The organism is Streptomyces sp. S186, from assembly GCF_051603415.1.
Classification (GTDB): domain Bacteria; phylum Actinomycetota; class Actinomycetes; order Streptomycetales; family Streptomycetaceae; genus Streptomyces.
This window is the reverse complement of record NZ_CP193932.1, coordinates 5,085,388-5,108,847: the sequence shown is the minus strand read 5'-3', so window position 1 is coordinate 5,108,847 and position 23,460 is coordinate 5,085,388. Positions and strand designations below refer to the sequence as shown.

The 23,460-nt window shown below is 75.5% G+C and carries 15 protein-coding genes; 9 read left to right on the top strand and 6 right to left on the bottom strand.

Annotation, left to right across the window (positions count from 1 at the left end):
* The first annotated feature begins 1 nt into the window (after position 1).
* Positions 2–895, top strand: coding sequence for a carbohydrate ABC transporter permease (locus ACRAS8_RS22040; protein ID WP_438490565.1), 894 nt, complete (start codon positions 2–4; stop codon positions 893–895).
* A gap of 246 nt (positions 896–1,141) precedes the next feature.
* Positions 1,142–2,149: a class I SAM-dependent methyltransferase gene (locus tag ACRAS8_RS22035; RefSeq protein WP_438487714.1), complete on the top strand. Its 1,008-nt coding sequence runs from the start codon at positions 1,142–1,144 to the stop codon at positions 2,147–2,149.
* 65 nt (positions 2,150–2,214) lie between these two features.
* On the opposite strand, the gene ACRAS8_RS22030 is transcribed toward ACRAS8_RS22035, so the two are convergent.
* Positions 2,215–2,904 carry a class I SAM-dependent methyltransferase gene (locus tag ACRAS8_RS22030; protein ID WP_438487713.1) on the bottom strand — a complete coding sequence of 230 codons (690 nt, stop codon included), beginning with the start codon at positions 2,902–2,904 and terminating at the stop codon, positions 2,215–2,217.
* A 257-nt stretch (positions 2,905–3,161) separates the two neighbouring features.
* Here ACRAS8_RS22030 and ACRAS8_RS22025 point away from each other — a divergent pair, with 257 nt between their 5' ends.
* From ACRAS8_RS22025 to galE, 3 genes are all read left to right on the top strand, one after another.
* Positions 3,162–6,776 carry a CDP-glycerol glycerophosphotransferase family protein gene (locus ACRAS8_RS22025; protein ID WP_438487712.1) on the top strand — a complete coding sequence of 1,205 codons (3,615 nt, stop codon included), beginning with the start codon at positions 3,162–3,164 and terminating at the stop codon, positions 6,774–6,776.
* A gap of 193 nt (positions 6,777–6,969) precedes the next feature.
* On the top strand, positions 6,970–8,649 hold the full coding sequence (locus tag ACRAS8_RS22020) for a glycosyltransferase family 2 protein (RefSeq protein ID WP_438487711.1): 1,680 nt from the start codon (positions 6,970–6,972) through the stop codon (positions 8,647–8,649).
* 43 nt (positions 8,650–8,692) lie between these two features.
* Positions 8,693–9,679: a UDP-glucose 4-epimerase GalE gene (gene galE / locus ACRAS8_RS22015; RefSeq protein ID WP_438487710.1), complete on the top strand. Its 987-nt coding sequence runs from the start codon at positions 8,693–8,695 to the stop codon at positions 9,677–9,679.
* An 89-nt stretch (positions 9,680–9,768) separates the two neighbouring features.
* Here galE and ACRAS8_RS22010 read toward each other — a convergent pair whose 3' ends face one another.
* Complete coding sequence (locus ACRAS8_RS22010; protein ID WP_438490564.1) at positions 9,769–11,421, bottom strand: CocE/NonD family hydrolase; 1,653 nt, start codon at positions 11,419–11,421, stop codon at positions 9,769–9,771.
* 206 nt (positions 11,422–11,627) lie between these two features.
* On the opposite strand from ACRAS8_RS22010, the gene ACRAS8_RS22005 reads away from it, so the two are divergent.
* On the top strand, positions 11,628–12,419 hold the full coding sequence (locus ACRAS8_RS22005; protein WP_438487709.1) for a TetR/AcrR family transcriptional regulator C-terminal domain-containing protein: 792 nt from the start codon (positions 11,628–11,630) through the stop codon (positions 12,417–12,419).
* 22 nt (positions 12,420–12,441) lie between these two features.
* Here the strand turns inward: ACRAS8_RS22005 and ACRAS8_RS22000 are convergent, their stop codons facing one another.
* The 3 genes from ACRAS8_RS22000 to ACRAS8_RS21990 form a co-directional block, all read right to left on the bottom strand.
* Positions 12,442–13,512: an alpha/beta fold hydrolase gene (locus ACRAS8_RS22000; RefSeq protein WP_438487708.1), complete on the bottom strand. Its 1,071-nt coding sequence runs from the start codon at positions 13,510–13,512 to the stop codon at positions 12,442–12,444.
* 105 nt (positions 13,513–13,617) lie between these two features.
* Positions 13,618–14,841, bottom strand: coding sequence for a cytochrome P450 (locus ACRAS8_RS21995; protein ID WP_438487707.1), 1,224 nt, complete (start codon positions 14,839–14,841; stop codon positions 13,618–13,620).
* Positions 14,842–14,947: 106 nt separating this feature from the next.
* Complete coding sequence (locus tag ACRAS8_RS21990; protein WP_438487706.1) at positions 14,948–16,834, bottom strand: glycosyltransferase family 2 protein; 1,887 nt, start codon at positions 16,832–16,834, stop codon at positions 14,948–14,950.
* 174 nt (positions 16,835–17,008) lie between these two features.
* On the opposite strand from ACRAS8_RS21990, the gene ACRAS8_RS21985 reads away from it, so the two are divergent.
* The 3 genes from ACRAS8_RS21985 (at position 17,009) to ACRAS8_RS21975 (ending at position 21,188) form a co-directional block, all read left to right on the top strand.
* Complete coding sequence (locus ACRAS8_RS21985) at positions 17,009–19,672, top strand: YfhO family protein (RefSeq protein WP_438487705.1); 2,664 nt, start codon at positions 17,009–17,011, stop codon at positions 19,670–19,672.
* A 71-nt stretch (positions 19,673–19,743) separates the two neighbouring features.
* On the top strand, positions 19,744–20,736 hold the full coding sequence (locus tag ACRAS8_RS21980) for a glycosyltransferase family 2 protein (protein WP_438487704.1): 993 nt from the start codon (positions 19,744–19,746) through the stop codon (positions 20,734–20,736).
* Positions 20,736–21,188 carry a GtrA family protein gene (locus ACRAS8_RS21975; RefSeq protein ID WP_438487703.1) on the top strand — a complete coding sequence of 151 codons (453 nt, stop codon included), beginning with the start codon at positions 20,736–20,738 and terminating at the stop codon, positions 21,186–21,188. Before ACRAS8_RS21980 ends, ACRAS8_RS21975 begins: the two co-directional genes overlap by 1 nt.
* A 27-nt stretch (positions 21,189–21,215) precedes the next feature.
* Here ACRAS8_RS21975 and ACRAS8_RS21970 read toward each other — a convergent pair whose 3' ends face one another.
* Positions 21,216–23,402 (bottom strand): PIG-L family deacetylase, encoded by a 2,187-nt coding sequence (locus tag ACRAS8_RS21970; protein ID WP_438487702.1) that lies wholly within the window; start codon positions 23,400–23,402, stop codon positions 21,216–21,218.
* Positions 23,403–23,460: the final 58 nt, after the last annotated feature.

Here is a 23,460-nt window from a genome sequence, read left to right as displayed (position 1 = left end):
GATGATGTCGCCGGTCCCGGCCGTGCGGGAGCCGGTGGCCGCGCGGGAGCCGGTGGCCGCGCGGCTGGCGGCGCGCGCCGGGGGCGGCGCGGTGCGGGTGTTCCTGGTGCTGGTGGCGCTGTTCTGGCTGATGCCGTCGGTGGGGCTGCTGGTGTCGTCGTTGCGCAGTCCGGCGCAGATCGCCGAGTCGGGCTGGTGGCAGGTGTTCGCCCGGCCCGCGCAGCTGACGTTCGACAACTACAGCCGGCTGCTGTCGAACGGGAAGGTGATGGGGTCGCTGGGGACGACGGCGGCGATCACGGTGCCGTCGACGGTGCTGGTGGTGGTGATCGGGTCGCTGGCGGGTTATGCGTTCGCGTGGCTGGAGTTCCCGGGGCGGGACATCTGGTTCATGGTGGTGGTGGGGCTGCTGGTGGTGCCGGTGCAGGTGGCGCTGATTCCGGTGGCGAAGCTGTTCGGTGCGGTGGGGCTGTTCGAGACGACGGCCGGGGTGGTGCTGTTCCACACGGCGTTCGGGCTGCCGTTCGCGGTGTTCCTGCTGCGGAACTTCTTCGCGGAGATTCCGCGGGAGCTGCTGGAGGCGGCGCGGCTGGACGGGGCGGGTGAACTGCGGCTGTTCACGCGGGTGGTGCTGCCGCTGGGCGGTCCGGCGATCGCGTCGCTGGGGATCTTCCAGTTCCTGTGGGTGTGGAACGACATGCTAATCGCGTTGATCTTCGCGGACAGCGGGCATCCGCCGATCACGGTGGCGCTGCAGCAGGAGGTGCGGCAGTTCGGCAACAACATCGATGTGCTGGCGCCGGGGGCGTTCCTGTCGATGGTGGTGCCGCTGGTCGTCTTCTTCGCCTTCCAGCGGCAGTTCGTGTCGGGGGTGATGGCGGGCGCGGTGAAGTGAGGGCGGGCGCGGTGAAGTGACCGCGTCCGGAGTGGGGGCGGTGCTCACCTTCCGTTCATGTTGCTGCTCCACGATGGCGGCCGTTCCGTGCACCGCGTGGTGCGGCCGGGACTTTCCGCGGTGTGCCGCCGGACCCCGGTGCCGTGCCGCGTCCTCGTGTCGTACCTCGCCATCGAACCCCGACATCGACATCGATACAGCCGATACATCGCCATCGCTTCCCGACCGTCTGGAGACGGATCGCACATGACTGCCGTGACCGCAGACCACAGTGCCGACCACCTGCCGCGCCCGACCCGGCTGTCCGAGGTCAAGGGCTGGTTCTTCACCGCCGATCAGTTGCTCTTCGACTGGTTCCTGCGCCATCAGCAGGACCGGTCGGTGACGGGTGACCTGCTGGAGCTGGGCGCGTACCTGGGCAAGAGCGCGATCTTCCTGGGGGCGCGGCTGCGTCCGGGCGAGCGCTTCACGGTCTGCGACCTGTTCGACTCGCCGGCGGAGGACGACCTCAACTCCAGGGAGATGGCGAAGTCGTACGCGACGCTGACGCGCCGGGCGTTCGAGGCCAACTACCTCGCGTTCCACGAGGAGTTGCCGGTGATCGTGCAGGGGCTGAGCTCGTCGGTGGTGGAGCATGTCGCGGCGGACAGTGTGCGGTTCGCGCATATCGACGCCTCGCATCTGTACGAGCATGTGCACGGCGACATCCTGGCGGTGCGGGAGCTGCTGGCCGACCGCGGGGTGGTGGTGATGGACGACTACCGTGCCGAGCACTGCCCGGGGGTGGCCGCGGCCACCTGGCAGGCGGTGACCGGCCACGGGCTGCGGCCGATCTGTGTGACGGGCACGAAGTTCTACGGCACGTGGGGCGATCCGGAGCCGTACCGGGGGGCGCTGCTGGCGTGGCTGGCCGGGCGCGATGACGTGTGGCACGAGGTGCAGCAGGTGAACGGCGGGCCGCTGGTGCGGCTGAGCGCCAAGGGGGCGCGGGAGCCGGCGCATCCGGTGTCGCGGTACGCGGCGGCGCCGGAGCGGCCGGCGGAGCGGGTGCCGGTGGCCGGCGGCAGCACGACGGAGCCGGCGGGCGCGGCCGGGGCGGCCCGGCCGGCCGCCGGGCGTCCGGCGCCGCGCCCGCCGCGCGGTGTGCTGCGGCGGGTGGCGCGGGACGTACTGCCGCCGATCGTGACCCGGGCGCTGGTGCGGGCCCGTAAGCGGGCCCGTAAGCGGGCCCGTAAGCGGGCCCGTAAGCGGTAGCGGGCGGCGGCGGGCGGTCGGCGGGGGGTGCGGGTCCGCCCGGTTCGGCCGGGAGGGCGCCCGGTTCAGCCCGGGGGCACCTGGCCGACGAGGACGAAGGAGTTGGCGCGCAGCACCCGTCCGGCGCTCCGGGGCAGGGGGTGGGAGTAGGTGCGCCGGACGGCCAGCCCGGCGGAGGCGGCGAAGGCCCGCAGCAGGGTGAAGTCGGTGAAGCGGACGGGGTCGGGTCCGGCGCGGTGGCCGGCCTCCTGGGCGGTGATCAGCAGGACGCCGCCGCCGGGCCGGACGTAGGGGACGTAGGCGCGCAGGAGTTCCTCGACCTGTTCGTCGTCGAGGTGTTGCAGGACGTGGGCGGTGAGCAGCGCGTCGAAGGCGCCGGGGCGGGCGTGCGGGCCGGCCAGGAAGGCGTCGGCGGTGTAGGCGGCGAGGCCGCGGGCGCGGCAGTGGGCGACGGCGCGCGGGTCGTGGTCGATGCCGACGCTGCCGGGGGCGCAGGCGGCGAGGGTGTCGCCGTCGCCGCAGCCGATCTCCAGGACGCGGCCGGGGCCGATCCGGCGCAGTTGCCGGGCGAAGGGGGGCCGGGCGGGCAGGAGCCGGGGCAGGGCGGTGCGGCGGCGGTGGGCGGAGCGGCGGACGGTGGAGGCGGCCGGGGTGGTGCCGGCGGGGTGCGGGGGGCGGGCGGCGGGGGTGCCGGGGGCGGGGGCCGCGGTGTCGGGGCGGTCGGTGGCGGCGGAGCTGTCGGTTCGTCCGGGCATCGCGGGGCGGTCACCTTCCTGGGCGGCGGGCGGTTGCCGGTGTCCGGTGCACGGGGCGCCGGGCACGCTGTCCCACGGTCTACGCCATCGCGCGGTCCGGGCCGTTCCGCCGCACCTTCGCCTCACCCTTTCAGCGCAGCGCCGGTGACCGGGCCGCCGATGGACGAGTTGAGGGTCGAGTCGGCCGCATCGTCCCGTGTGCGCCCGGGGGTTGTTGTCTCCCGTGGTCCGCCCGTCCGGAAAGGCTCGTTACGCCCATGAAGCCTCGGCTCACCGTCGTCGTCCCGGTCCCGCGCGGTGCGGGGTCCGCGCGCCATGTGGAGGAGTGTCTGGAGTCGGTGGCGGCCCAGACGCTGGCGGAGCTGGACGTGGTGCTGGTGGCCGACGGGCCGGCGGAGGGGCCGGAGGGGCCGTGGCGGCGGCCGGCGGAGCGGGATCCGCGGTTCCGGGTGGTGCACCATGTGGGCGGGGGCCGGGGCGGGGCGTGGAACGCCGGTGCCCGGCACGCGTTTCCGCACACCGCGTATCTGGCGTTCCTGGCGCCGGACGATGTGCTGCTGCCGCGGGCGTACGAGGATCTGACGGGGCTGCTGGACGAGTCGGGCTCGGATCTGGCGACCGGCGGCGTCTACCGGCTGGGGGCGGCGGGCCGGAGCCGGCCGGCGGACCGTCCGGTGGTGCGGGAGACGGTGCTGCGGACCCATGTCGCGGAGGATCCGGCGCTGCTGGGCGACCACTTCGTGCGGAACAAGGTGTTCCGGCGGGCGTTCTGGGACCGGCACGGCTTCGTCTTTCCCGAGGGGGAGTGGTGCGACGGGGCGGCGGTGGCGCTGCCGGCGCACGTCCTGGCGGAGGCGGTGGACGTGCTGGGCGAGCATGTCTGTTACCGGCGGCTGCCGGAGGGGCCGGGCGGGCGCGGACGGCCGGGTGCGCAGGGGGTGCGGGACCGGTTCGCGGCGGTGGCGCGGATGCGGGCGCTGCTGGCGGATCCGGTGCGTCCGGCGTGCGGGCGGCTGCGGGCGGAGTACGACCGGGCGCAGCTGACCGGGGGGCTGCTGGATCTGGTGGCGGCGCTGCCGGGGGCGGCGCCGGAGGTGCGGACGGCGTTCCTGGACTGTGCCCGGGACTTTCTGTCGCGGACCGATCCGCGGTTGTTGCGGGCGCTGCCGGTGGAGCTGCGGATGCGGTGGTATCTGGTGCGGGCGGGGCGGCTGTCGGATCTGGTGGCGCTGCTGGGGCACGAGGCGCGTAATCCGGGGGGTTTCGTGGTGGCGGGGGCGCCGCTGCGGCGGCGGGCGGTGCTGCCGGCGGAGCCGTCGGTGGTGTTGCCGGCGGGGGTGGTGCGGCTGGGGCGGGCGGACTTCCCGGTGCGGGCGCAGGTGCGGGAGGCGGTGTGGCGGGGCGGGGAGCTGTTGTTGCGGGGCTGGGCGTATCTGCGGAATCTGCCGGCGGGGACGCGGCACGGGTATCTGCGGACGGCGGTGCTGTCGTGCGGGCGGCGGCGGATCGTGCTGCCGCTGCGGACGGTGGCGATGCCGGAGGCGACCGCGGCGTCCGGGCAGGAGTTGCACTGTTACGACTGGGCGGGGTTCGAGCTGCGGGTGGATCCGGCGCGGTTGCGGCGTGGGGGGCGGCTGGTGCCGGGCGAGTGGCGGGTGGAGGTGCTGCTGGCGTCGGCGGGGGTGGTGCGGTCCGGGGAGCTGGGCGCGCCGGAGAGCGGGTCGGGGGCGGCGCCAGCGGCGTACGAGGGGGTGGACGGGATGCGGGTGACACCGCGGTATGTGGACGGGCGGCTGCGGATCGCGGTGGAGCGGCGGGTGTGGCGGCTGGCGGGGCCGCCGGTGGTGGCGGGCGGGGCGCTGGAGTTGACGGTGGCGGCGCCGGGTCCGGCGCCGGTGGCGCTGCGGCTGACGCACCGGGGGACAGGGACGGTGGTGTCGTTCCCGGTGGAGGGCGCGGCGGACGGCGGCGGGGACGGAACGGGCAGCGGGGACGGCACGGACGGCGCGGGCGCGGCGGTCCCGGAGGAACGCGGTGCGGAGGGGGACGGGGACGCCGGCGGCGGGCGGTGTGTGGTGCGGGTGCGGCCGGACGTGTGGGACGCGGCGGCGCGGCCGGTGCGGGACGGCGGGCCGGCCGCGGTCCCGCCGCCGCACACCGAGGTCTGGCTGCCGGAGCTGGTGCTGCCGGACGGCGGCACCGAGCCGGTGGGCTGTCCGGCGGGGATGGTGCCGGTGGCCCATCCGCTGCCGCACGGGCGGGAGTTGGTGGCGTCGGCGTCGCCGGCGGGGGATCTGGTGCTGCACGACCGGGTGCCGCAGGCGTATGTGGACCGGGTGGTGTGGCGGACGGACGGGACGCTGCTGCTGGCGGGGGTGCTGCCGGACGCGGCGCCGCCGGTGCCGGAGCTGGTCCTCAAGCACACCGCGCACGCCGCCGAGGCGGTGTTCCCGGCGGTGCACGACGCGGGGCGGTTCCACTGTTCGCTGCCGCTGGCGGCGCTGCCGTCGCTGGCCGGGGAGGTGCCGTTGCGGGAGGGCCGCTGGACGGTGCATCTGCGGGAGCGGGGGGCGGCGGCCTCGCCGCCGGCCGCGCCGGTGCGGTTCGCGCCGTCGGTGTTCGACGGGCTGCCGGTGTCGCGGACGGTGCGCGGCAAGCCGTTCACGCTGGACCGGGTGGGGCACGACGAGGTGTTCGTGGCGGCCGGTCCCGCGCTGCCGCCGGTGGACCGGGGCCCGTACCGGCGGCGGGTGCTGCGCGAGCAGCACTATCCGCTGCACCGCTCCCGGCCGCTGCGGGACGCGGTGCTGTACAGCAGTTTCGGCGGCCGGGCGTACGGGGACTCGCCGCGGGCGGTGCACGAGGAGCTGGTGCGGCGAGGGCTGGACGTGACGCATCTGTGGGCGGTGCGGGACGCGCAGACCGAGGTGCCGCCGACGGCCCGGCCGGTGCTGGTGGGCAGTGCGGCCTGGCACGGGGCGCTGGCGCACAGCCACTGGATCGTCACCAACACGCATCTGCCGCGCTGGTTCGTGCGGCGGGCCGGGCAGCGGGTGATCCAGACCTGGCACGGGACGCCGCTGAAGCGGATCGGCGCGGATCTGGCGGGGACGCTGTGCGGGGGGCTGGCGCATCTGGCGCCGCGGCCGCGGCTGGGCCGGCAGTGGAGTGTGCTGCTGTCGCCGAACGCGGCGAGCACGCCGGTGCTGCGGTCGGCGCTGGGTTACGCCGGGAAGATGCTGGAGACGGGGCTGCCGCGGACCGACGCGCTGCACGCCGCGGACCGTGAGGAGGTGGCGGCCGCGGTCCGGGCCCGGCTGGGGGTGCGGCCGGAGCAGCGGGTGGTGCTGTACGCGCCGACGCCGCGCGACGACGTGGCGTACGACGCCTCGCACCACCGGCTGCATCTGCCGCTGGACCTGGACGCGGCGCGGTCGGCGCTGGAGGGGGACCATGTGCTGCTGGTGCGCAGCCATCCGCAGGTGCCCGACCGGCTGCCGGCGCACCATGCGCCGTTCGCGGTGGACGTGTCGTCGTACCCGGACGCGACGGAGCTGCTGCTGGCCGCGGACGTGCTGGTCACCGACTACTCGTCGCTGGCCGTGGACTTCGCCAACACCGGCCGGCCGATGCTGTTCCTCACTCCTGATCTGGCGCACTACCGTGACACGCTGCGGGGTTTCAGTCTGGACTTCGAGGCGCGGGTGCCGGGTCCGCTGCTGTCGTCGACGGAGGAGCTGGTCGAGGCCCTGGGGGAGCTGCCGGCGGTGGCGCGGGCGAGTGCGCCGGCGTATGCGGAGTTCCGGCGGATGTTCTGTCATCTCGACGACGGCGGGGCGGCGGGGCGGGTCGCGGATCTGGTCATGGAGTGAGCGGGCCGGCGGCGCGGTGAGGGCGCTGGGGGCCCGGCCCCGGGCCCCGGCTGGTTACGGGACAGCAGTGAGGCGGAGAATGCGGGCGGCTGGCGCAACCGCTGGGCAGTCTTCGCCCTCTGACCCTGGAGAACAGGGTCCGATCCCGCTCACGCCGAGAGCTGCTGTCGACACGAAATGTAGTTTAGTGACTGTGAATGACGCCCTTGAGTCACAGCCTGGGCCCACCCTGTCGCCCGCCGCGCAGGTCAGCGTCGTCGTCATCGCGTTCAACGACGCCGTGCACGTCGCCGACGCGGTGCGGTCGGCGCTCGCGCAGGGGGACGCGGTCGCGGAGGTGATCGCGGTGGACGACGCCTCCACCGACGGCACCGGCGCGGCGCTGGACGCCCTGGCCCGCACCGAGCCGCGGCTGCGGGTCCTGCACCGCGGCGAGAACAGCGGCGGCTGCGGTTCGCCCCGCAACGACGGGCTGCGGGCCGCCGCCGGCCGCTATGTGATGTTCCTCGACAGCGACGACGTGCTGCCGCCGGGCGCGGTGGCGGCGCTGCTGTCCGCGGCGCTGGAGCACGGGGCGCCGGTCACCGCGGGCGCCTGCGTCCGCCGGGAGCTGCCGGCCCGCCGCGATGTGCCCTGGCAGCCGGAGCTGTACCGCGAGCCGGCCGTGTACGACGGGCCGGACGCCGCGCCCCAGCTGGTCCGCGACACGCTCTGCGTCAACAAGCTCTACGCCCGGGAGTTCCTCACCGGCCACGGCATCGCCTTCCCCGAAGGCCGCTACCACTACGAGGACTTCGTCTTCACCGCCCGGGTGCTGGCGGCCGCCCCGAAGATCGCGACGGTGCCCGACACGGTCTACGTCTGGCATGTGCGCCGCGCCGCCGCCAAGCAGTCGATCTCCCTGGACCGCAAGGACGTCGCCAATTGGCGACAGCGCATCGAGGCGCACCGCACCGTGCTGCGGATCCTCGGCGACGCCGGGCACAAGACGCTGGTGGCGGCGGCGGCCACCAAGTTCCTCGACCACGATCTGCGGATGTACGTCCGGGAGCTGCACACCCGCGGCGCGGACTACCGCGCCGAGTGGTGGCGGCTGACCCGCGACCATCTGGCCTCCTTCGAGGACGCCGAGGTGCGGGCCGCGCACGCCCCGGCCCGCTGGCTGGCCCGGGTGGTGCTGGCCTCCGCCGCCCCCCGCGACCTGGAGCGGCTGACGCAGCTGGCGGCCCGTCCCGGCCGTCTGCTGCCGCCGTACGCGACGGGCCCCGACGGCGCCCCGGTCTGGTCGGCGGAGCTGCCCGAGGTGCGGCTGGAGGGCCTGGCGCCCGGCGACGCGGTGGACGCCGCCGACGAGGAGGTGCCCGGCACCGGTGCCGTCCCCCTCCTCCCGGTGACCATCGACGCCGATCCGGTGCTGGGCGCGGCCCGCGGGGTGCTGCGGCTGCGGGTCCACGACCTGTACGGGCGGCTGGCGGCGGCCGGGCCGGTCAGCGTCGACGTCGCGCTGCACCGCCGCCGGGACGGCCGCCCCGGCCCGGTGCTGACCGCCGCGCTCGCGCCCACCGCCGACGGCACCGCCTGGACGGCCGCCGCGGCGCTGGACCTCGCCCCGCTGACCGAGCTGCCCGGCTCCCGGCCCGACGAGCCCGAACCGTGGGACGTCACGGCCCGGCTGACCTGCGCGGACGGCACCGTCGTCGGGGCCGGGCTGCGGGCCGTGGGCGACGGTCTGCGGCGGCGGGTGCTGCCCAGCCGGCGCCGGCTGGTGCTGCTCGCCCAGCCGTACACCACCACCGGCGGTGCGCTGGCGTTCCGGGTGGCGTCCGGGCCGCGCAGCGTGTGGCGGATCGCCGCCCGCCGGCTGCGGCACTGACCCGCGGCACCGTCCCCCTGTCCCCTTCCCTAGGATTGGCGCTATGTCTTACCTGATCACGGGTGGTGCCGGTTACATCGGCTCCCATGTCGTAAGGGCCCTGCGGCAGGCCGGCGAGTCGGTCGTCGTCCTCGATGACCTGACCACGGGCGTCCGCGCCCGGGTCCCCGAGGACGTGCCCCTGATCGTCGGCTCGACGCTCGACCGCGCTGTGCTGGACGCCACGATCGCCGAGCACGGCATCACCGACGTCGTCCACCTGGCCGCGAAGAAGCAGGTCGGCGAGTCGGTGGAGCTGCCGCTGCACTACTACCGCGAGAACGTCCACGGCCTGCAGAACCTCCTGGAGGCGATGGCCGCCGGCGGCGTCCCGCGCTTCGTCTTCTCCTCCTCCGCCGCCGTCTACGGCATGCCGGACGTGGACCTCGTCACGGAGGAGACGCCCTGCGTCCCGATCAACCCGTACGGCGAGACCAAGCTCATCGGCGAGTGGATGGCCCGCGCCGCGGGGAAGGCCCACGGCATCAGCACCGCCTGCCTGCGGTACTTCAACGTGGCCGGCACGGCCACGCCCGAGCTGGCCGACACCGGTGTCTTCAACATCGTCCCGATGGTCTTCGAGCGGCTGACCCAGGGGGAGGCGCCGCGGATCTTCGGTGACGACTACGACACCCCCGACGGCACCTGCATCCGTGACTACATCCACGTCGCGGACCTCGCCGACGCGCATGTCGCGGCCGCCCGCAAGCTCGCCGAGCCGGGCCCGGTCCGCGATCTGACCCTCAACATCGGCCGGGGCGAGGGGGTTTCGGTCCGCGAGATGGTCGATCTGATCGAGGAGATCACCGGCTACGAGGGCGTGGTGCCCGAGGTCACCCCGCGCCGCGCCGGCGACCCGGCCCGGGTGGTGGCCGCCGCCGACCGCATCGCCAAGGAACTGGGCTGGGAGGCCCGCCACGACGTCCGCGACATGATCACGTCGGCGTGGGCGGGGTGGCAGCACCATCATCCGGAGTCCCGGGAGGGCTGACGACGGCCGTACCCGCGTGCTGAATCCGGGCCGCCTGCTCCTCTTGGGGAGTGGGCGGTTCGGTGTTTCCGCGGCAGCGTCGTCTGCGGTCAGGCCGGCAGGTCCAGGGCCGAGCCGGGGTGGAGGGTGACGCGTACGGGCGCGCCGGGCACGCCGTCGTCGTCCGGGCCGCCGGCCGGGAGCGCGTACCGCGGGAACGCGCCGCCGCTGAGCTGCAACCGCACCCGGTGCCCGGCGGCGAACCGGTGGGCCGCCGCGCTCATCGGCACCACCACCTCCAGCGGGCCCGCCGCCCCGTCCGGCGCGACCACCCGCACCAGCCCGTCGCACACGTTCACCGATCGGCCCCGCCCGTCCACGTCGCAGAGCCGCGCGAAGACGTCGACGGGCCGGCCGGCGGGCGCGCCCTCTGCCCCGGCCGCCGTGACCCGCATCCGGGCCGCGACCGGCCCGAGCACCTCCAGCGGCTCGGTCAGCACCGGCCCGGTGAACGTCAGCACGTCCGGCCGGGCCTCCAGCGCCCGGTTGTCGCGACGGCCCGCACCGCCGGAGAGCACCGGCCCGCCGAGCGACGGAGTGGGTTCGGCCGGGTCGTGCCGGAACTCCCCCATCGGGCCGGTGCCGCCGGCTCGCCGCCGCTCCAGCCGTCCGCCCGGGTGCAGATACCAGGGCTCCCCGGCCCCGGCCGACGGTGGCCACTCCGCGAGATCCCGCCACCCGTCCCCGGTGCCGTCCCCGTTGCCGTTGGCGTCCCCTCCGACGTGCACCCGTACGGGCGTGGGCCGCAGCCCGGCCCGTTCCCCGTACAGGTGGGCCCGCAGCCACGCCAGGCTCTCCGTGAACACCTCGGGCCATCCCTGCTGGAGCACCGAGTGGTGCGTCCAGGGCCCGACGAGCAGCGCGGTCTCGCGGCCGGCCCGGCGCAGCCGCCGGTACTGCGCGAGGTTCTGGTCGAGGAAGACGTCCTGCCAGCCGGCGATCAGGCAGGTGGGCACCGCCGGATGCTCCGCCGCCGCCTCCGTCGACGCGCCCCGCCAGTACGGATCACTGCCGTCCGTCCGCCCCAACGCCTCGGCGAGCCAGGGCAGTTCGGCGGCCGGGCCGGACGCGTACGGCACCGGCTCCCGGTGCGCACCGGACAGCCAACGCCGCAGCCGCAGCGCCGCCCGCAGGAACGGCCACCACCCCTGGTGCTGGTAGGCCAGGCCGACGCCCGACACCAGCGCGTTCTCCAGATGGACCGCGCCCCCGGCGTGGAAGTACGCGTGCGGGTCGTGCAGCCCGACCTGGACCACCATCGCCCGCAGCTCCGGCGGCGGCTCCAGCCCGAGGGCCCACTGCGTGTACCCCAGGTAGCTGGCTCCGATCGTCCCCAACGCACCGTTGAACCAGGGCTGTTGGCGCAGCCATGCGACGGTGGCCCGCCCGTCCGCCGCCTCGTTCCGCCACAGATGAAAGGCGCCGCCCGACCCGCCCGTCCCCCGACAGCTCTGTATCACCACATGGAAGCCGTGCTCCGCGAGGGGAATCCCGTACAGCGACGCCCAGGGCACGCCCCGCCCGTAGGGCGAGCGCACCAGCACCGTCGGGAACTCCCCGGATGGTCGCGAGAACTCCCCGTCCGCCCGCGGAAAGTAGTGATCGGTCACCAGCGGCGCCCCGTCCCCGCCCGGCACCGACAGCCCCGTCTCGCACCCGACCCGGTACGGCCCCGCCGGCACCTTCCGTGCCATCGCCCGCATCCACCGCGCTGCCCGCGCCGGCCGCCCGTCCGGTGCCGCCCACTCCGTCACGCTCACGCCCCCACCCCGCCATTCCAGCCGTTCCGCTATTCCCGTACGACGTACGAGAATAACGGATGCTTGGATTGACCGGTGTTCCCTCCCTGATTGACGGATGTTCCCTCCCTGACATCCGTCCTTGACATCCACCCCCGAGAGGAGACCCCGTGCCCGCGCCCGCATCCCCCGGCGACCGGCCCGGCGCGCCGGGCGCCGACGACCCCCACGGGCTCTGGCTGACGCCCGACCGGCCCCGCCGCGGCCGCCGCCCCGCCTTCACCCGCGAGGCGATCACCGCCGCGGCCGTCGCCCTCGCCGACGCCGACGGGCTCGACGCCGTCACCATGCGCGCGGTCGCCGCCCGGGTCGGCGCCGGGGTGATGTCCCTCTACAGCTACGCCCCGGACAAGGAGACCCTGCTGGAGCTGATGGTCGACCACGTCAGCGGCGAACTCCTGCCTCCCGCCCCGCTCACCGGCGACTGGCGCGCCGACCTCAAGGCGCTCGCCCACCAGCAGCGCGCCCTGATGCTCCGCCACCCCTGGCTGCCCGCCGCCCTGACCGCCCGCCGGACCCTGGGCCCGCACACCCTGGCCTTCCTGGAACACGCCCTCGCCGCGCTCCGCCCGCTCCCCCTGGACGGCGCCGCGAAACTGGAGATCTTCAGCCTCCTCACCGGCTTCGTGGCCTCCCACGTCGGCCATGAACTCACCCGCGCCGCGGCCGCCGACTCCCCCGGCCGCGCCACCGCCGAGGCCCGCTACCTCGCCACCGTCGCCGCCGACGGCCACCACCCCGAACTCGCCCGCGCCCTCGCCTCCCCCGGCCGCCCCCTCACCCCCGACGCCGCCTTCACCCGCTTCCTCAACCGCCTGGTGGACGGCCTGGAGACCGACCACCCGCACACCGACCGCCCGCATGCGGAAACGGGCCCTCCGGCGGAGCCGGCGAGCCCGTGACGCACGAAGAGGGGCGCGGGCCTCAGCCGGCCGCCCCCTGCCGCCAGGGCCGGACGAACGCGTGCAGGGCCCGCCGCGCCGCCGGGGCGATCACCGGCTCGTCGGCCGGCGTTCCCGCCGGGTGCAGCAGATGGTCCACACCGGGCAGCACCCGCGGCCCGGGTCCGGTGGTGCGGGCCGCGGCGAGGCCGGACAGCAGCGCCGGCACAGTCCGGCACGGCACGTTGGCGTCCGCCGTGCCACAGGTGACGAGCGTCCGCGTGCCGGGCGCGACGCCCCGGGCCACGGCCGGCGGGTAGAGCGCGTCGTCGGTGCGCACGAAGTCCGCGTTGACCGGCCCGAACATGCCGTTGAGGAGGGCGGCGACGGACGGCAGCAGCCCTGACGTGTCCACCGGCCGTCCGCCCCGGAAGTCCGCGACGGCCCCGGCCACCCCCTTCTTGTTCAACTCGGCCTGTTCCGCGCTCAGTTGGCCGGCCCGGACCGCCCGGTCCAGACCGTCCGCCAACTGGAACTCGAACGAGTCCAGCAGCCGCACGTCCTGCGGCGCGAGCAGCGCGAGCCCGGCGGGCTTCGCCCGCACCGCGCGGTCGACGAGCAGCGCCTGCAGGCCGCCCTCGCTGTGCCCGACCACGAGCAGCGCGCGCGGGTCGGCCTCCGGCTGGGCGCGCAGGGTGTCGTAGGCGGCCACGGCCTGGCGGGTGTAGGCGGCCATGTCGGGTGCGCGGTGCCGGCCGCCGAGCCCCGTCCGCCCGGTGCCGTACTTGTCGAACCGCAGGGTCATCACCCCGTCCTCGCCGAGCGCGCCCGCGAGGAGGGCCAGGGTGTGCGGGGTGAGGCCGGGCGGCTCGTCGCCGTTGCGGTCGGTCGGCCCGCTGCCGGGTATCAGCAGCGCCGCGGCCAGCCTGCGGCCGGGCCGGTGGGCGGGGATGTGCACCGTGCCGTACGCCGTGGTGCCGTCCGCGGCGAACCGGACCTCGCGGTCCACGGCGGGCACGACCGCGGCGGCGGCCCGCGGAGCGGCGACCGCCCCGGCCGCGTTCCCCACCGGCCCGGCCGCGACGACGACCGCCGCCGCCAGCCCGGCCGCCACCCTGCTACGCCGACAAGAGCGCGAACGCATGGAAACCCCCAGTGAGTTGATCCCTCTACTTGTTCTAGCAGTTATAGAACAAGTAGAGGGCTCGGCGCACGGCTGTCAGGCTGTTTTCGGCCAGGTGACCGGGAGTTCGTGGACGCCGTAGATGTTCATGTCGGTCCGGAGCCTCACCTCGTGGGCGGGGACGGCGAGTTCGAGGGCCGGGAAGCGGCGCAGCAGGCCGCCGAGACCGGCGCGCATCTCGATGCGGGCCAGCTGCTGGCCGAGGCACTGGTGGATGCCGTGGCCGAAGGAGAGGTGACCGCGGGCCTTGCGGTGGAGGTCCAGGGTGTCGGGGTTCTCGAAGCGCCGGGGGTCGCGGTTGGCGGCCAGCAGCGAGACGACGACGGTCGATCCCTTGCCGATCGTTTCGCCGCCGAGTTCGATGTCCTCCGTGGCGTAGCGGTAGAAGATGTCGCCGACGGAGAGATAGCGCAGGAGTTCCTCGACGGCGTCGGGGAGCAGTTCCGGATCGGCGCGCAGTTCGGCGAGTTGCCCGGGGTGCTCCAGGAGCGCGAAGGTGCCCAGGGCCAGCATGTTGGCGGTGGTCTCGTGGCCGGCGAGCAGCAGCAGGAAGGCGGCGCCGGTCAACTCCTCGATGGTGAGGTCCTCATGGCGGGCCAGGTCGGAGAGGATGTCCTCGCCGGGTGCGGCGCGTTTGCGGGTGACCAGTTCGGCGAGGTACGAGGTCAGTGCGCCGTACGCGGCCATCTTCTCGTCGAGGGCGATGTCCTTCTCCATGAACTTCGCGGAGTTGACCTGGAAGGTGTCGCGGTCCTCGTAGGGGACACCGAGCAGTGCGCAGATCACCAGCGAGGGCACCGGCAGCGCGAACTCCTTGACGAGGTCGACCGGCGGGGCGAGGCGCGCCAGTTCGTCCAGTTGCCGCTCGGTGATCTCGGTGATGTGGTCTTCGAGCTGCTTCATGCGTTTGACGGTGAAGGCGCCGGTGAGCCTGCGCCGCAGCCGGGTGTGGTCCGGCGGGTCCATGGCGACGAACAGGCCCGGCACCTGCGGGGACGGTTCGGTGGGGGTGGGCATGCCGGGGGTCTCGTACGGCACATGGAGAACGCCGAGGTCCTGGCGGGAGCTGAACCGGGTGTCGGCCAGGAGCCGGCGGACCTCCTCGTAGCCGGTGACGAGCCAGCCCTGGTGCCCGTCGGGGAAGGCCAGGGGGCTGACGGGGCGGGCCTCGCGCAGCCGGGTGATCTCGCGGGGCGGGTCGAAGGGGCCCGCGTCGCGGTCCATGGGGAGGCCCTGCGGGACGGGAGGCGGCTGGCTCATGGGAGGTCCTTTCGCGGCGGTCGTTGCGGCCACGGTCGCCTGGGGACCTGACATGCGGCTGACACGGCTCTGACACGGAGGGGCCGGCTCTGACACGGAGGGGCCGTCAGCCCTCCGTCGCCGGCACGGTGAGTGTCAACGGGCCCCGGCCGTCGGCGGATCGGACCGGGAGTTCGCGGTGCAGGCCGCCCGCGGTGAGACGGAGGGCGACCCGCCAGGTGCCCGGGGGGCCGCTGCGGAGGCGGGAGCGGGCGCGGTAGCGGTCGCCGGCGCCGCGTTCGACGGTGGTGCGCAGGGCCACGCAGCGGGTGGCGTCGCGCAGGACGAACTGGAGGCCGGCGTCGGCGGGGCAGCCGGGGAGGGTGACGCGGGCGGCGACCGTGGCGCGGCCGGCGCGGGTGCAGGCGGCCTCGCCCCGGAGGTCGGTGCCGAGCGGGCGGCGGGCGCCGTCGTGGTCGAGGTCGAGGTGGAGGTGGCCGTGCGGGGAGGAGAGGAAGAGGGCGGCGACGGTGGGGCCTTCGGGGCCGTGGCTGACGACACGGGGCGTGGTGTCGGTGACCGGTGCGCCGCCCTCGGGGACGAGCCAGGCTTCGCGGCGGAGACCGGCGGCGCCCACCGCGATCTTCAGGCCCCAGATGCCGTCCGCCAGCGGGGTGCCGTGGGCGGCGGTGGCCGGGTCGAGGGCGGCGTGCCAGGTGTCGTCGGGGCCGTGCGAGGCGGGGACGCGGAGGTGCGCGCCGCTGCGGTGGAGGACGAGTTCCACCCGATCGGCGCCGATGGGGCCGGTGGCGCGGAGGGTGGCGGTGCCGTGGAGGTGGAGGACGCCGCCGACCCACTGGAGTTCGGTGAGGCGCTGGCGGACGGCGATCCGGTCGGTGAGGTCGTAGAGGGCGTCCGGCAGTGGGTGGTCCGGGTCGCGGAAGTGCGGATAGGCGGCGTAGGCGCGGCCGTTGTCGAGGTGGGGGCGGCCGGGCGCTTCGGCGCCGGGGGCGGAGTCGGCCCGGACGACGTCGGTCAGTTCGGTGTCGAGGCCGGCGCGGAGGCAGTGGGCGCGGAGCCGGAGGCCGGGCGGGAGGGCGGCGGAGACCCGGTCGGTCAGATAGCGGTCGACGAGGGGGCGGGCGGCCTCGCGCATCGCGCGGCGGCCGGCCTCGTCCCGGGCGAGGTAGGGGGCCGCGAACGGCATGAGTATCTCGCCGTGGAAGTGGCGGACCATGAGTTTGTCGCGGTCGGGGCCGGGCGGGACCTCGGCGGCGAGGCCGGCCAGGACGGTGTCGATGTAGGCGAGGTAGGCGGGCCAGTCCATGTCCTGACGGGAGGCGTTGCTGTCGTCCGCGCGGCCGTGCAGGTAGTAGCAGTCGTAGTCGGCGAGGACGGAGACGGTGCCGGCGCGCAGCAGGGCGGTGATGCCGAAGGGGAGGTCCTCGGCGAGCAGCCGGCCCTCGACGAAGCGCAGGTGGTGGCGTTCGACGAAGGAGCGGCGGAAGAGCTTGTAGGCGGCCAGCGACCAGTAGACGGGTGAGTCGAAGACCGAGACGCGGGGGCTGGTGGTGCGCAGGTCGACGGGGGCGGCGCGGCCGTCGGTGCCGACGATGCGGCCGTAGACGATGTCGGAGCCGTGCTCCTCGGCCATCCGGGTGAGGCGGTCCAGTGCCTCGGGGCCGAGGTGGTCGTCGGAGTCGAGGAAGAAGACGTAGTCGCCGGTGGCGCGGTCCAGGCCGGCGTTGCGGGGTCTGCCGGCGCCGCCGGAGGCGGGCTGGTGGACGACGGTGAGGCGGGGGTGGGTGGCGGCGGCCTCGTCGAGCCAGGCGGCGCTGCCGTCGGTGGAGCCGTCGTCGACGGCGATGATCTCGATGCGGTCCGGGTCGAGGGTCTGGGCGAAGACCGAGCCGAGGCTGCGCTCCAGGTAGCGGCGGGTGTCGTGGACCGGCACGATCACAGTGACGGTCGGGCCGCCGGGGTTGTCCTCAGGACGAGCGGAGTTGCGGGACACGGAACAGTGGCCTCCGTTCCTTTCTGCGGGTCCCCGCTCTACCCCGCCCCCTCCGGGGTAAAACGGACTACAAGCCATCAAGCCATATAAATCGCTGCTGCTGATGCGTGCGTTGCTGAATCGTTCGCTGCCTGTCCGTGCGCGGGGGACCGCGCCGACCTCGGAGGAGCGCCGGTGAGCCCGACACCTTCCGCCCCCGAAGAGGGGGTCCGGGACCGGGAGGTTGCCCGGAGTCCGTCCGGCGCGACGCGTGCCAGGCCCGCGGGGCGGGCCCGGCGCCGGGCGGCCGCGCCCGGGCTCGCGGCGCTGCTGTCCATGGGCGCGTACTGCCTGGCGCTGGCCGTCCACGGAAGCTATCCGCTCGGGCCGCGGGCCCGTTCGGTGAACGACCTGGGCAACCAGTTCGTGCCCTTCCACGCCCGGCTGTGGGACCTGCTGCACGGCGGCGCCCACGGGGACCTGTTCTTCAACTGGGGCAGCGGATACGGCGTCCCGTTCCTGGCGGACTTCGTCACGTATCTGATGAACCCGTTCTCGCTGCTGGTGGGTGTGTTCCCGCGGGCGCTGGTGGATCTGCCGGTGTTCCTGGTGACGCTGCTGAGCATCGGGCTGGGCGCGGCGCTGATGACCGTGCTGCTGGGGCGGCTGCGGGCCGGTCCCGGCGGGCTGCGGGCGCTGCTGGCGGTGGGGTACGGGCTGTGCGGGTGGGTGCTGCACGACGGGCACGCCGATCCGATGTGGATGTGGGGGCTGGTGTCGCTGCCGCTGCTGGGGATCGCGGCGGACTGGTGCCTGTGGCGGGTGCGGTGGGTGGCGGGGACGCTGCTGGTGGCGGTGGCGTGGGCCGGGAACTTCTACACCGCGGCGATGGCGACGCTGGCGACGGGGCTGGTGCTGGCGGTGCGGCTGCTGGTGGAGGAGCCGCGGGGCGGGCGGCTGCGGGTGGTGGGCCGGGCGGCCGGCATGGCGGCGGCCGGGATCGCGCTGGCCGCGCCGGTGCTGACGGTGACGCTGCGGGCCAGCCGGGTGGCGCAGCAGCCGCCGCCGGCGGTGTACGAGGGGCGGCCGCCGCTGCTGGACCAGCTGGCGAAGCTGCTGCCGCCCGGGCACGGCACGGTGCCGGCGCCGAACGTCTCCGTGGGGGTGGCGGCGCTGCTGCTGGTGGCGGCCTTCCCGTTCGTCCGGGCGGTGCCGGTACGGGCCCGGGTGGGCTGGACGCTGCTGGCGGTGGGGATGGGCGCGTCGTTCGTGTGGCGGCCGACGATCCTGCTGTGGCACGGCCTGGCGCTGCCCAACGGGAGCCCGTACCGGGCCGCGTTCGTGCTGTGCGGGGTGCTGGTGATGATCGCCTGGCTGGCGCTGGCGCACCGCCCGCGGCCGCGGGAGCTGGCCGCGGGGGCGGGGCTGGTCGCGGTGCTGCTGCTGTGCTGCCGGAACCGGAGCGCGGTGAGCGGCGCGACCTGGCTCATGGTGGCGGGCGGCGGGGCGGTGGTCCTGGCGGCGCTGGCGGCGCAGGACCGCCTCCGGGCGCGGCGGCGGGGCCGGGCGGCGGTCACCGCGGCGCTGACCGCCGCGGTGACGCTGACCGCGGCCGGCACGGCGGTCTCGGTGACCGCCGCGCGGGACGCGATCCCGTTCTTCCGGCCGAAACCCACCATGTCCGGGGGGGCACTGGCCGTCCGGCGGGGGCTGGCCGAGCGGGACGACTGGCCGCGGTCCCGTACGGACCCGGGCCCGCACGAGTTCGCCGACAACGATCCGCTGCTGCTCGGCGGCGAGGGCGGCGCGTACTACAGCAGCTACATGCCGGCGGCGGCCGCGCGGACGCTGCGCGGGCTGGGCGCCGGCTGGTACATCCGGGGGCGGCACACGCTCAGCTTCCAGGACCCGGTGGGGCGGGCCCTGATGGGGGTGAGCAGTGCGCTGGTGCCGCCGGCGCCGGGCGCGCCGCGCGGCCGGCTCAGGGTGGTGCGCGGGCGGCCGGCGCCGCTGCTGACCGTGCGGCGCGGGCCGCTGCCGGGGCCCGCCACCGGCCCGGACACCGTCTTCGCCCGCCAGGAACGGGTGCTGGGCGCCCGGGTCTACGAGGTGCCGCGGCTGGTGCCCGGCACCGGCCCGGCCCCGCAGCGGGCACCCGGCGGCTGGCTGCTGCCGGACCGCCCGCTGCCCGGCCCGGACACCGGTGTGCCGGTCGGGCCGGGCGCGGCCGACGGCGGGGCGGCTTTCACCGCGCGGTGCACCCCGGGCAGCCTGGCGCTGTGGTACGCGCCGTGGTTCGCGGGCGAGGTCGCCGGGCCGGGCGGGGCCGCCCGGGCGGTGGGCCGGTGGGACGGCACCGCCAACCCGCTGCGGCGGCTGGGCACCGTTCCGGCGGACGGGGTGGTGCGGGTGCGGTTCGCCGGGCAGCACCGCGCGTTCGTGCCGGAGCGGGCCGTGGGCTGCCTCGACAGGGGGCGGCTGGCGGCGGCGGTGCGGGCGCTGGAGGGGCCGGTGCGGCTCACCGTGGGCGGCCACGACCTGACGGCGCGGCTGCGTCCGGGGGCGGCGGGGACCGCGGTGCTCGCCCTGCCGGCGGTGTCCGGATGGGGCTGTTCGGTGGACGGCGGGCCGGTCCGGGAGCCCGGGTCGTTCGGCGGTCTGACGGCCGTTCCGCTGGGCCCCGGGGCGACCCGGCTGAGCTGTGCGTACGAGCCTCCGGGGCTGGCCGCGGGGCTTGCGGTGAGCGGGGCGGGGGCGCTGGCGGTGGGGGCGGTGGCCGGCACGGCGGCCCTCCGCCGGAGGCGGCGCCGCCTCCCTCCACCCGCCTTCCCGAATAGTGCGTTTCGTCCCGATTCGTAAAATGGCCTTTCAGGGGCCGGCCGCGCGGGCCGTCCCCTGAAACCCGGCGAACTCCGGCGAACGGCCCGCTCATGAAGCTCTCCATCGTCGTCCCCTGCTACAACGAAGAGGCCGTCATAGGCCGCTTCGACGACCAGCTGCGCGCGGTCCTCGACGGCCTCGCGGTGGAGTACGAGCTGTGCTACGTGGACGACGGCAGCCTCGACGGGACCCTGCCCCGGATCCGCGCCCTGGCCCAGCAGCACCGCCGCACCACCCGCTACCTCTCCTTCAGCCGCAACTTCGGCAAGGAACCGGCGATGCTGGCCGGGCTGCGGGCGGCCACCGGCGACGCGGTGGTCCTCATGGACGCCGACCTCCAGCACCCGCCGGAGCTGATCGAGAAGATGCTCGACCTCTACCAGCTCGGCCACGACCAGGTCATCGCCCGGCGCAGCCGGGACGGCGACCGGCGGCTGCGCACCACCCTCAGCCGCCTCTACTACCGCGCCGTCAACACCTGGATCGACGTCGAACTCGTCGACGGCGCGGGCGACTTCCGGCTGCTGTCCCGCAAGGCCGTGGACGCGCTGGTCTCGCTGCCCGAGTACAACCGCTTCTCCAAGGGCCTGTTCTCCTGGATCGGCTTCGACACCGTCAGCTTCGACTACCGCAACGCCGCCCGGGCGGACGGCGAGACCAAGTGGCGCTTCGGCGCGCTGGTCAACTACGGCATCGACGGCATGATCTCCTTCAACTGCCGTCCGCTGCGCGCCGCCATCTACGCCGGCCTCGGCCTGGCGCTGCTCGCCACCCTCTACGCCCTGTGGGTCGTCGGCGCGGCCGTCGTCGGCGGGGTCACCGCGCCCGGCTATGTGACGCTGGTGGCCATCATCGTGGGGCTGGGCGGCCTGCAGATGGTGATGCTCGGGCTGATCGGCGAGTACATCGGGCGGATCTACTACGAGACCAAGCGGCGGCCGCACTTCCTGGTCAAGGAGAGCGACGGCGCCACGCCGCCGCCCGACCCGGTGACCGCGTCCGCCCCGCCCGGGACCGCCGCCGTCGGCCCGCGGTCCCGCTGATGCGCGGTCCGGCCGCGGCGCTCCCCTGGGGCCAGGTCGTCCGGTTCACGGCGGTCGGCGTCGTCAACACCGCGACGTTCTACGCCTGTTACCTGCCGCTGCACCGGCTGCTGCCGTACTTCGCGGCCTACACGGCGGGCTTCGTCCTCAGCCTGGTCGGCTCGTTCTTCCTCAACACCTACTTCACCTACCGCACCCGCCCCACCTGGCGGAAGTTCCTGCTCTTCCCGCTGACCCAGGCCACCAACTACGCGGTGCAGAGCGCCGGTCTGGTGGCGCTGGTGAGCTGGCTGGGGATGGACAGCGTGGCGGCGCCGCTGGCCGCGGCCCTGCTGGCACTGCCGGTCACCTTCCTCGTCTCCCGCCGGATCCTGCGCCCGCCGGCCCGCCCGGACGCCACCGGCCCCGACCGGCCCGAGCCGCCGGCGGTGCGCCCGGGGCGGGCGGCCTGACGGGGCAGCGAGGTCCGCGAAGTCCCGTCACCGGCCCTGCGCGCGCCAGGCCAGGAACGGCGCGGTCTGCCCGGCCCTGTCCTGCCGGGCCGCGTACAGCCGGCCGTCGTTGCCGAGGGCGACCAGCACCGCCCGGCCGGCCGGGTCGCCGGCCACCCCGGCCGCCGCCGAGTGCGCCAGCCGGCACCGCTGCCAGGGCTTGGGCGCGGCCTCGGCCATCGCCACCCGGACGTCGCCGGCGTCGTCCCGGGCGGCCAGCACCATCCGGTCGCCGCGGCCGGCCGGGGCCAGCGCCACCCGCCCGAAGCCGCCGGCCCGTTCGCACTGCCCGGAGACCCGCCAGCTGCCCATCGCCCGCTGCCGCTCGGCGATCACCACCCGCGCGGTCCTCGACTCCCGGTAGGCGATCCGCACCACACCGCCGGCCAGCGGGGCGATGCTGACCGGGCCGCCCGGCACCGGCAGCCCGGTGGCCGCGCCCGGCCGCGGCGTCTCCCCCGGCTCCTTGGACACCCAGTGCTGCACGGTCCGCACGCTGGGCGCGACCAGGTGGAGCAGCCCCTCAGAATCCACACAGGCGTCGATCCCGTCGACGACCTGCGGCGACGCCTTCAGGGTGCCGACGCCGGCCGGGCCCTCCAGCCGGTCCCACGGCGACCACCGGACGCCGTGCGGCCCGCTGCGGTGGCCGACCCCGCCGTCCCAGGTCTTCACGAAGAGGTGCACCGTGCCGTCCGGGGCGGCCACCGCGGCGGGGAACCCGACCTCCAGCGACCGGACCGGGTCCCGTTCCGGGGAGCCCAGCGACTCCCACGCCCCGAAGGCCGGCCGCCCGCCCCGGCCGGTGCCGGTCTGCCGCGCGGTGACCAGCTCGCGCCGGTGCGCCGTGCCCGGCCCCGGCAGCACCGTCCGGGACGCGAACAGCTGAAGGGTCCCGTCGGGGTGGCGCACCGCGTGGATCTGCCCCTCCAGCAGCTCCCCGCCGACCCGGTCCGGCGCGCCGAACCGGCCGCTGCCCGGCCCGGTCTCCGCCCAGCAGTACGCGGCCCCGCCGAGCACCGCGAAGGCGGTCAGTCGCCCGTCCCGGGCCGGCCGCACCCAGGCGTTGGAGCCGGGGGCGCGCAGCCGGGTGCTGCGGGTCCAGTTCCGCGGGCTGCCGTTGAGGGCGGTGCCGCCGACCTTGCGGTCACCGCAGCCGGCCGGGTCGCCGCACGGGCGGTGGTCGGCCCAGCCGTAGACGTTCAGCGTGCCGGCCTTGCGGCGGGCAGTGGACAGGTCGAGGTCGTTGGGCAGCACCCCGAGCTCGTAGCCGAGGTAGCTCTCCACGATGGCCGGGGCGGGCCGGCCGCGCCCCCAGTAGCGGGCCAGCGCCGCCTGGGTGAAGTGGGCGGAGGCGGTGTGGTCCTGGTGGTCGAAGTAGCGCAGGCCGGCCAGCCGGGGGTCGGGGGCGGGCAGCGGCGGCTTGTCGGAGTGCACCGCGTCGGGGTCCAGGGTGCGGACGACGGTGGGCCGCACCCAGTCGAGGACCGCCGCCAGGGTGTCGGTGACCTGGTCGCGGGTGTAGCGGAACTGCCGCTGGACGGGGCTGCCCTCGGGCCGCAGGGTGGGCAGCGAGTCGGCCACCCCGAGCCAGAGGGCGCGCAGACTGGTGACGCGCGGCTGGCAGACCGAGCGGGCCTCGACCAGCTCCACGAAGACCAGCTGGTGCTGGGGGGCGGCGCGCAGCGTCTGGATCTCCACCTGGAAGCCGGGCAGCAGGGTGCGGGCCTCGCCGTCCCAGACGCTGCCGCGGTCGCCGGTGGCCATCTGGGCGTGCGCGGCGAGCAGTCCGTTGACCCGGGCCCGGGCGAAGGCCGGCCGGTCGGGGACCACCCGGTCGTGCAGGGCGCTGCCGCGGGGGGCGTTGCGGCCGTCGGACTCACCACCCGTCAGGCACACCGTCACCACCCGCGCGCCGCTGCGGATGGCCTGGTACAGCCCCGGGTTCATGAAGAACAGGCCGTCGTCGGGGTGCGCGATGACATGCAGGAACACCTGCTCGGCCAGCTCCTCGGGAGGCTGCTGCTCGCGGGCCGGCGGAGCCGGGCGGGCCGCGTCGGGGGACACCCAGGCCCACACACCGGCACCCGCGGTGGCCACGAGAACGGCACCGCCGGTCGCCTGGAGCAACCGGCGGCGGGAGACGAACGGTCCTGACGGTCCTGACCGGGGCACCTCCCCAGTATTTGCGGGCCCCGGCCATCCCGCGCGACCAGCCGGGCGCGCCGCACTT

Coding starts and splice junctions, on each gene's coding strand:
- ACRAS8_RS21975 (WP_438487703.1), top strand. CDS start 20,736: ATGCGCGGTCCGGCCGCGGCGCTCCCCTGGGGCCAGGTCGTCCGGTTC.
- ACRAS8_RS21980 (WP_438487704.1), top strand. CDS start 19,744: ATGAAGCTCTCCATCGTCGTCCCCTGCTACAACGAAGAGGCCGTCATA.
- ACRAS8_RS22040 (WP_438490565.1), top strand. CDS start 2: ATGATGTCGCCGGTCCCGGCCGTGCGGGAGCCGGTGGCCGCGCGGGAG.
- ACRAS8_RS22025 (WP_438487712.1), top strand. CDS start 3,162: ATGAAGCCTCGGCTCACCGTCGTCGTCCCGGTCCCGCGCGGTGCGGGG.
- galE (WP_438487710.1), top strand. CDS start 8,693: ATGTCTTACCTGATCACGGGTGGTGCCGGTTACATCGGCTCCCATGTC.
- ACRAS8_RS22010 (WP_438490564.1), bottom strand. CDS start 11,421: ATGCGGGCGATGGCACGGAAGGTGCCGGCGGGGCCGTACCGGGTCGGG.
- ACRAS8_RS22035 (WP_438487714.1), top strand. CDS start 1,142: ATGACTGCCGTGACCGCAGACCACAGTGCCGACCACCTGCCGCGCCCG.
- ACRAS8_RS22030 (WP_438487713.1), bottom strand. CDS start 2,904: ATGCCCGGACGAACCGACAGCTCCGCCGCCACCGACCGCCCCGACACC.
- ACRAS8_RS21995 (WP_438487707.1), bottom strand. CDS start 14,841: ATGAGCCAGCCGCCTCCCGTCCCGCAGGGCCTCCCCATGGACCGCGAC.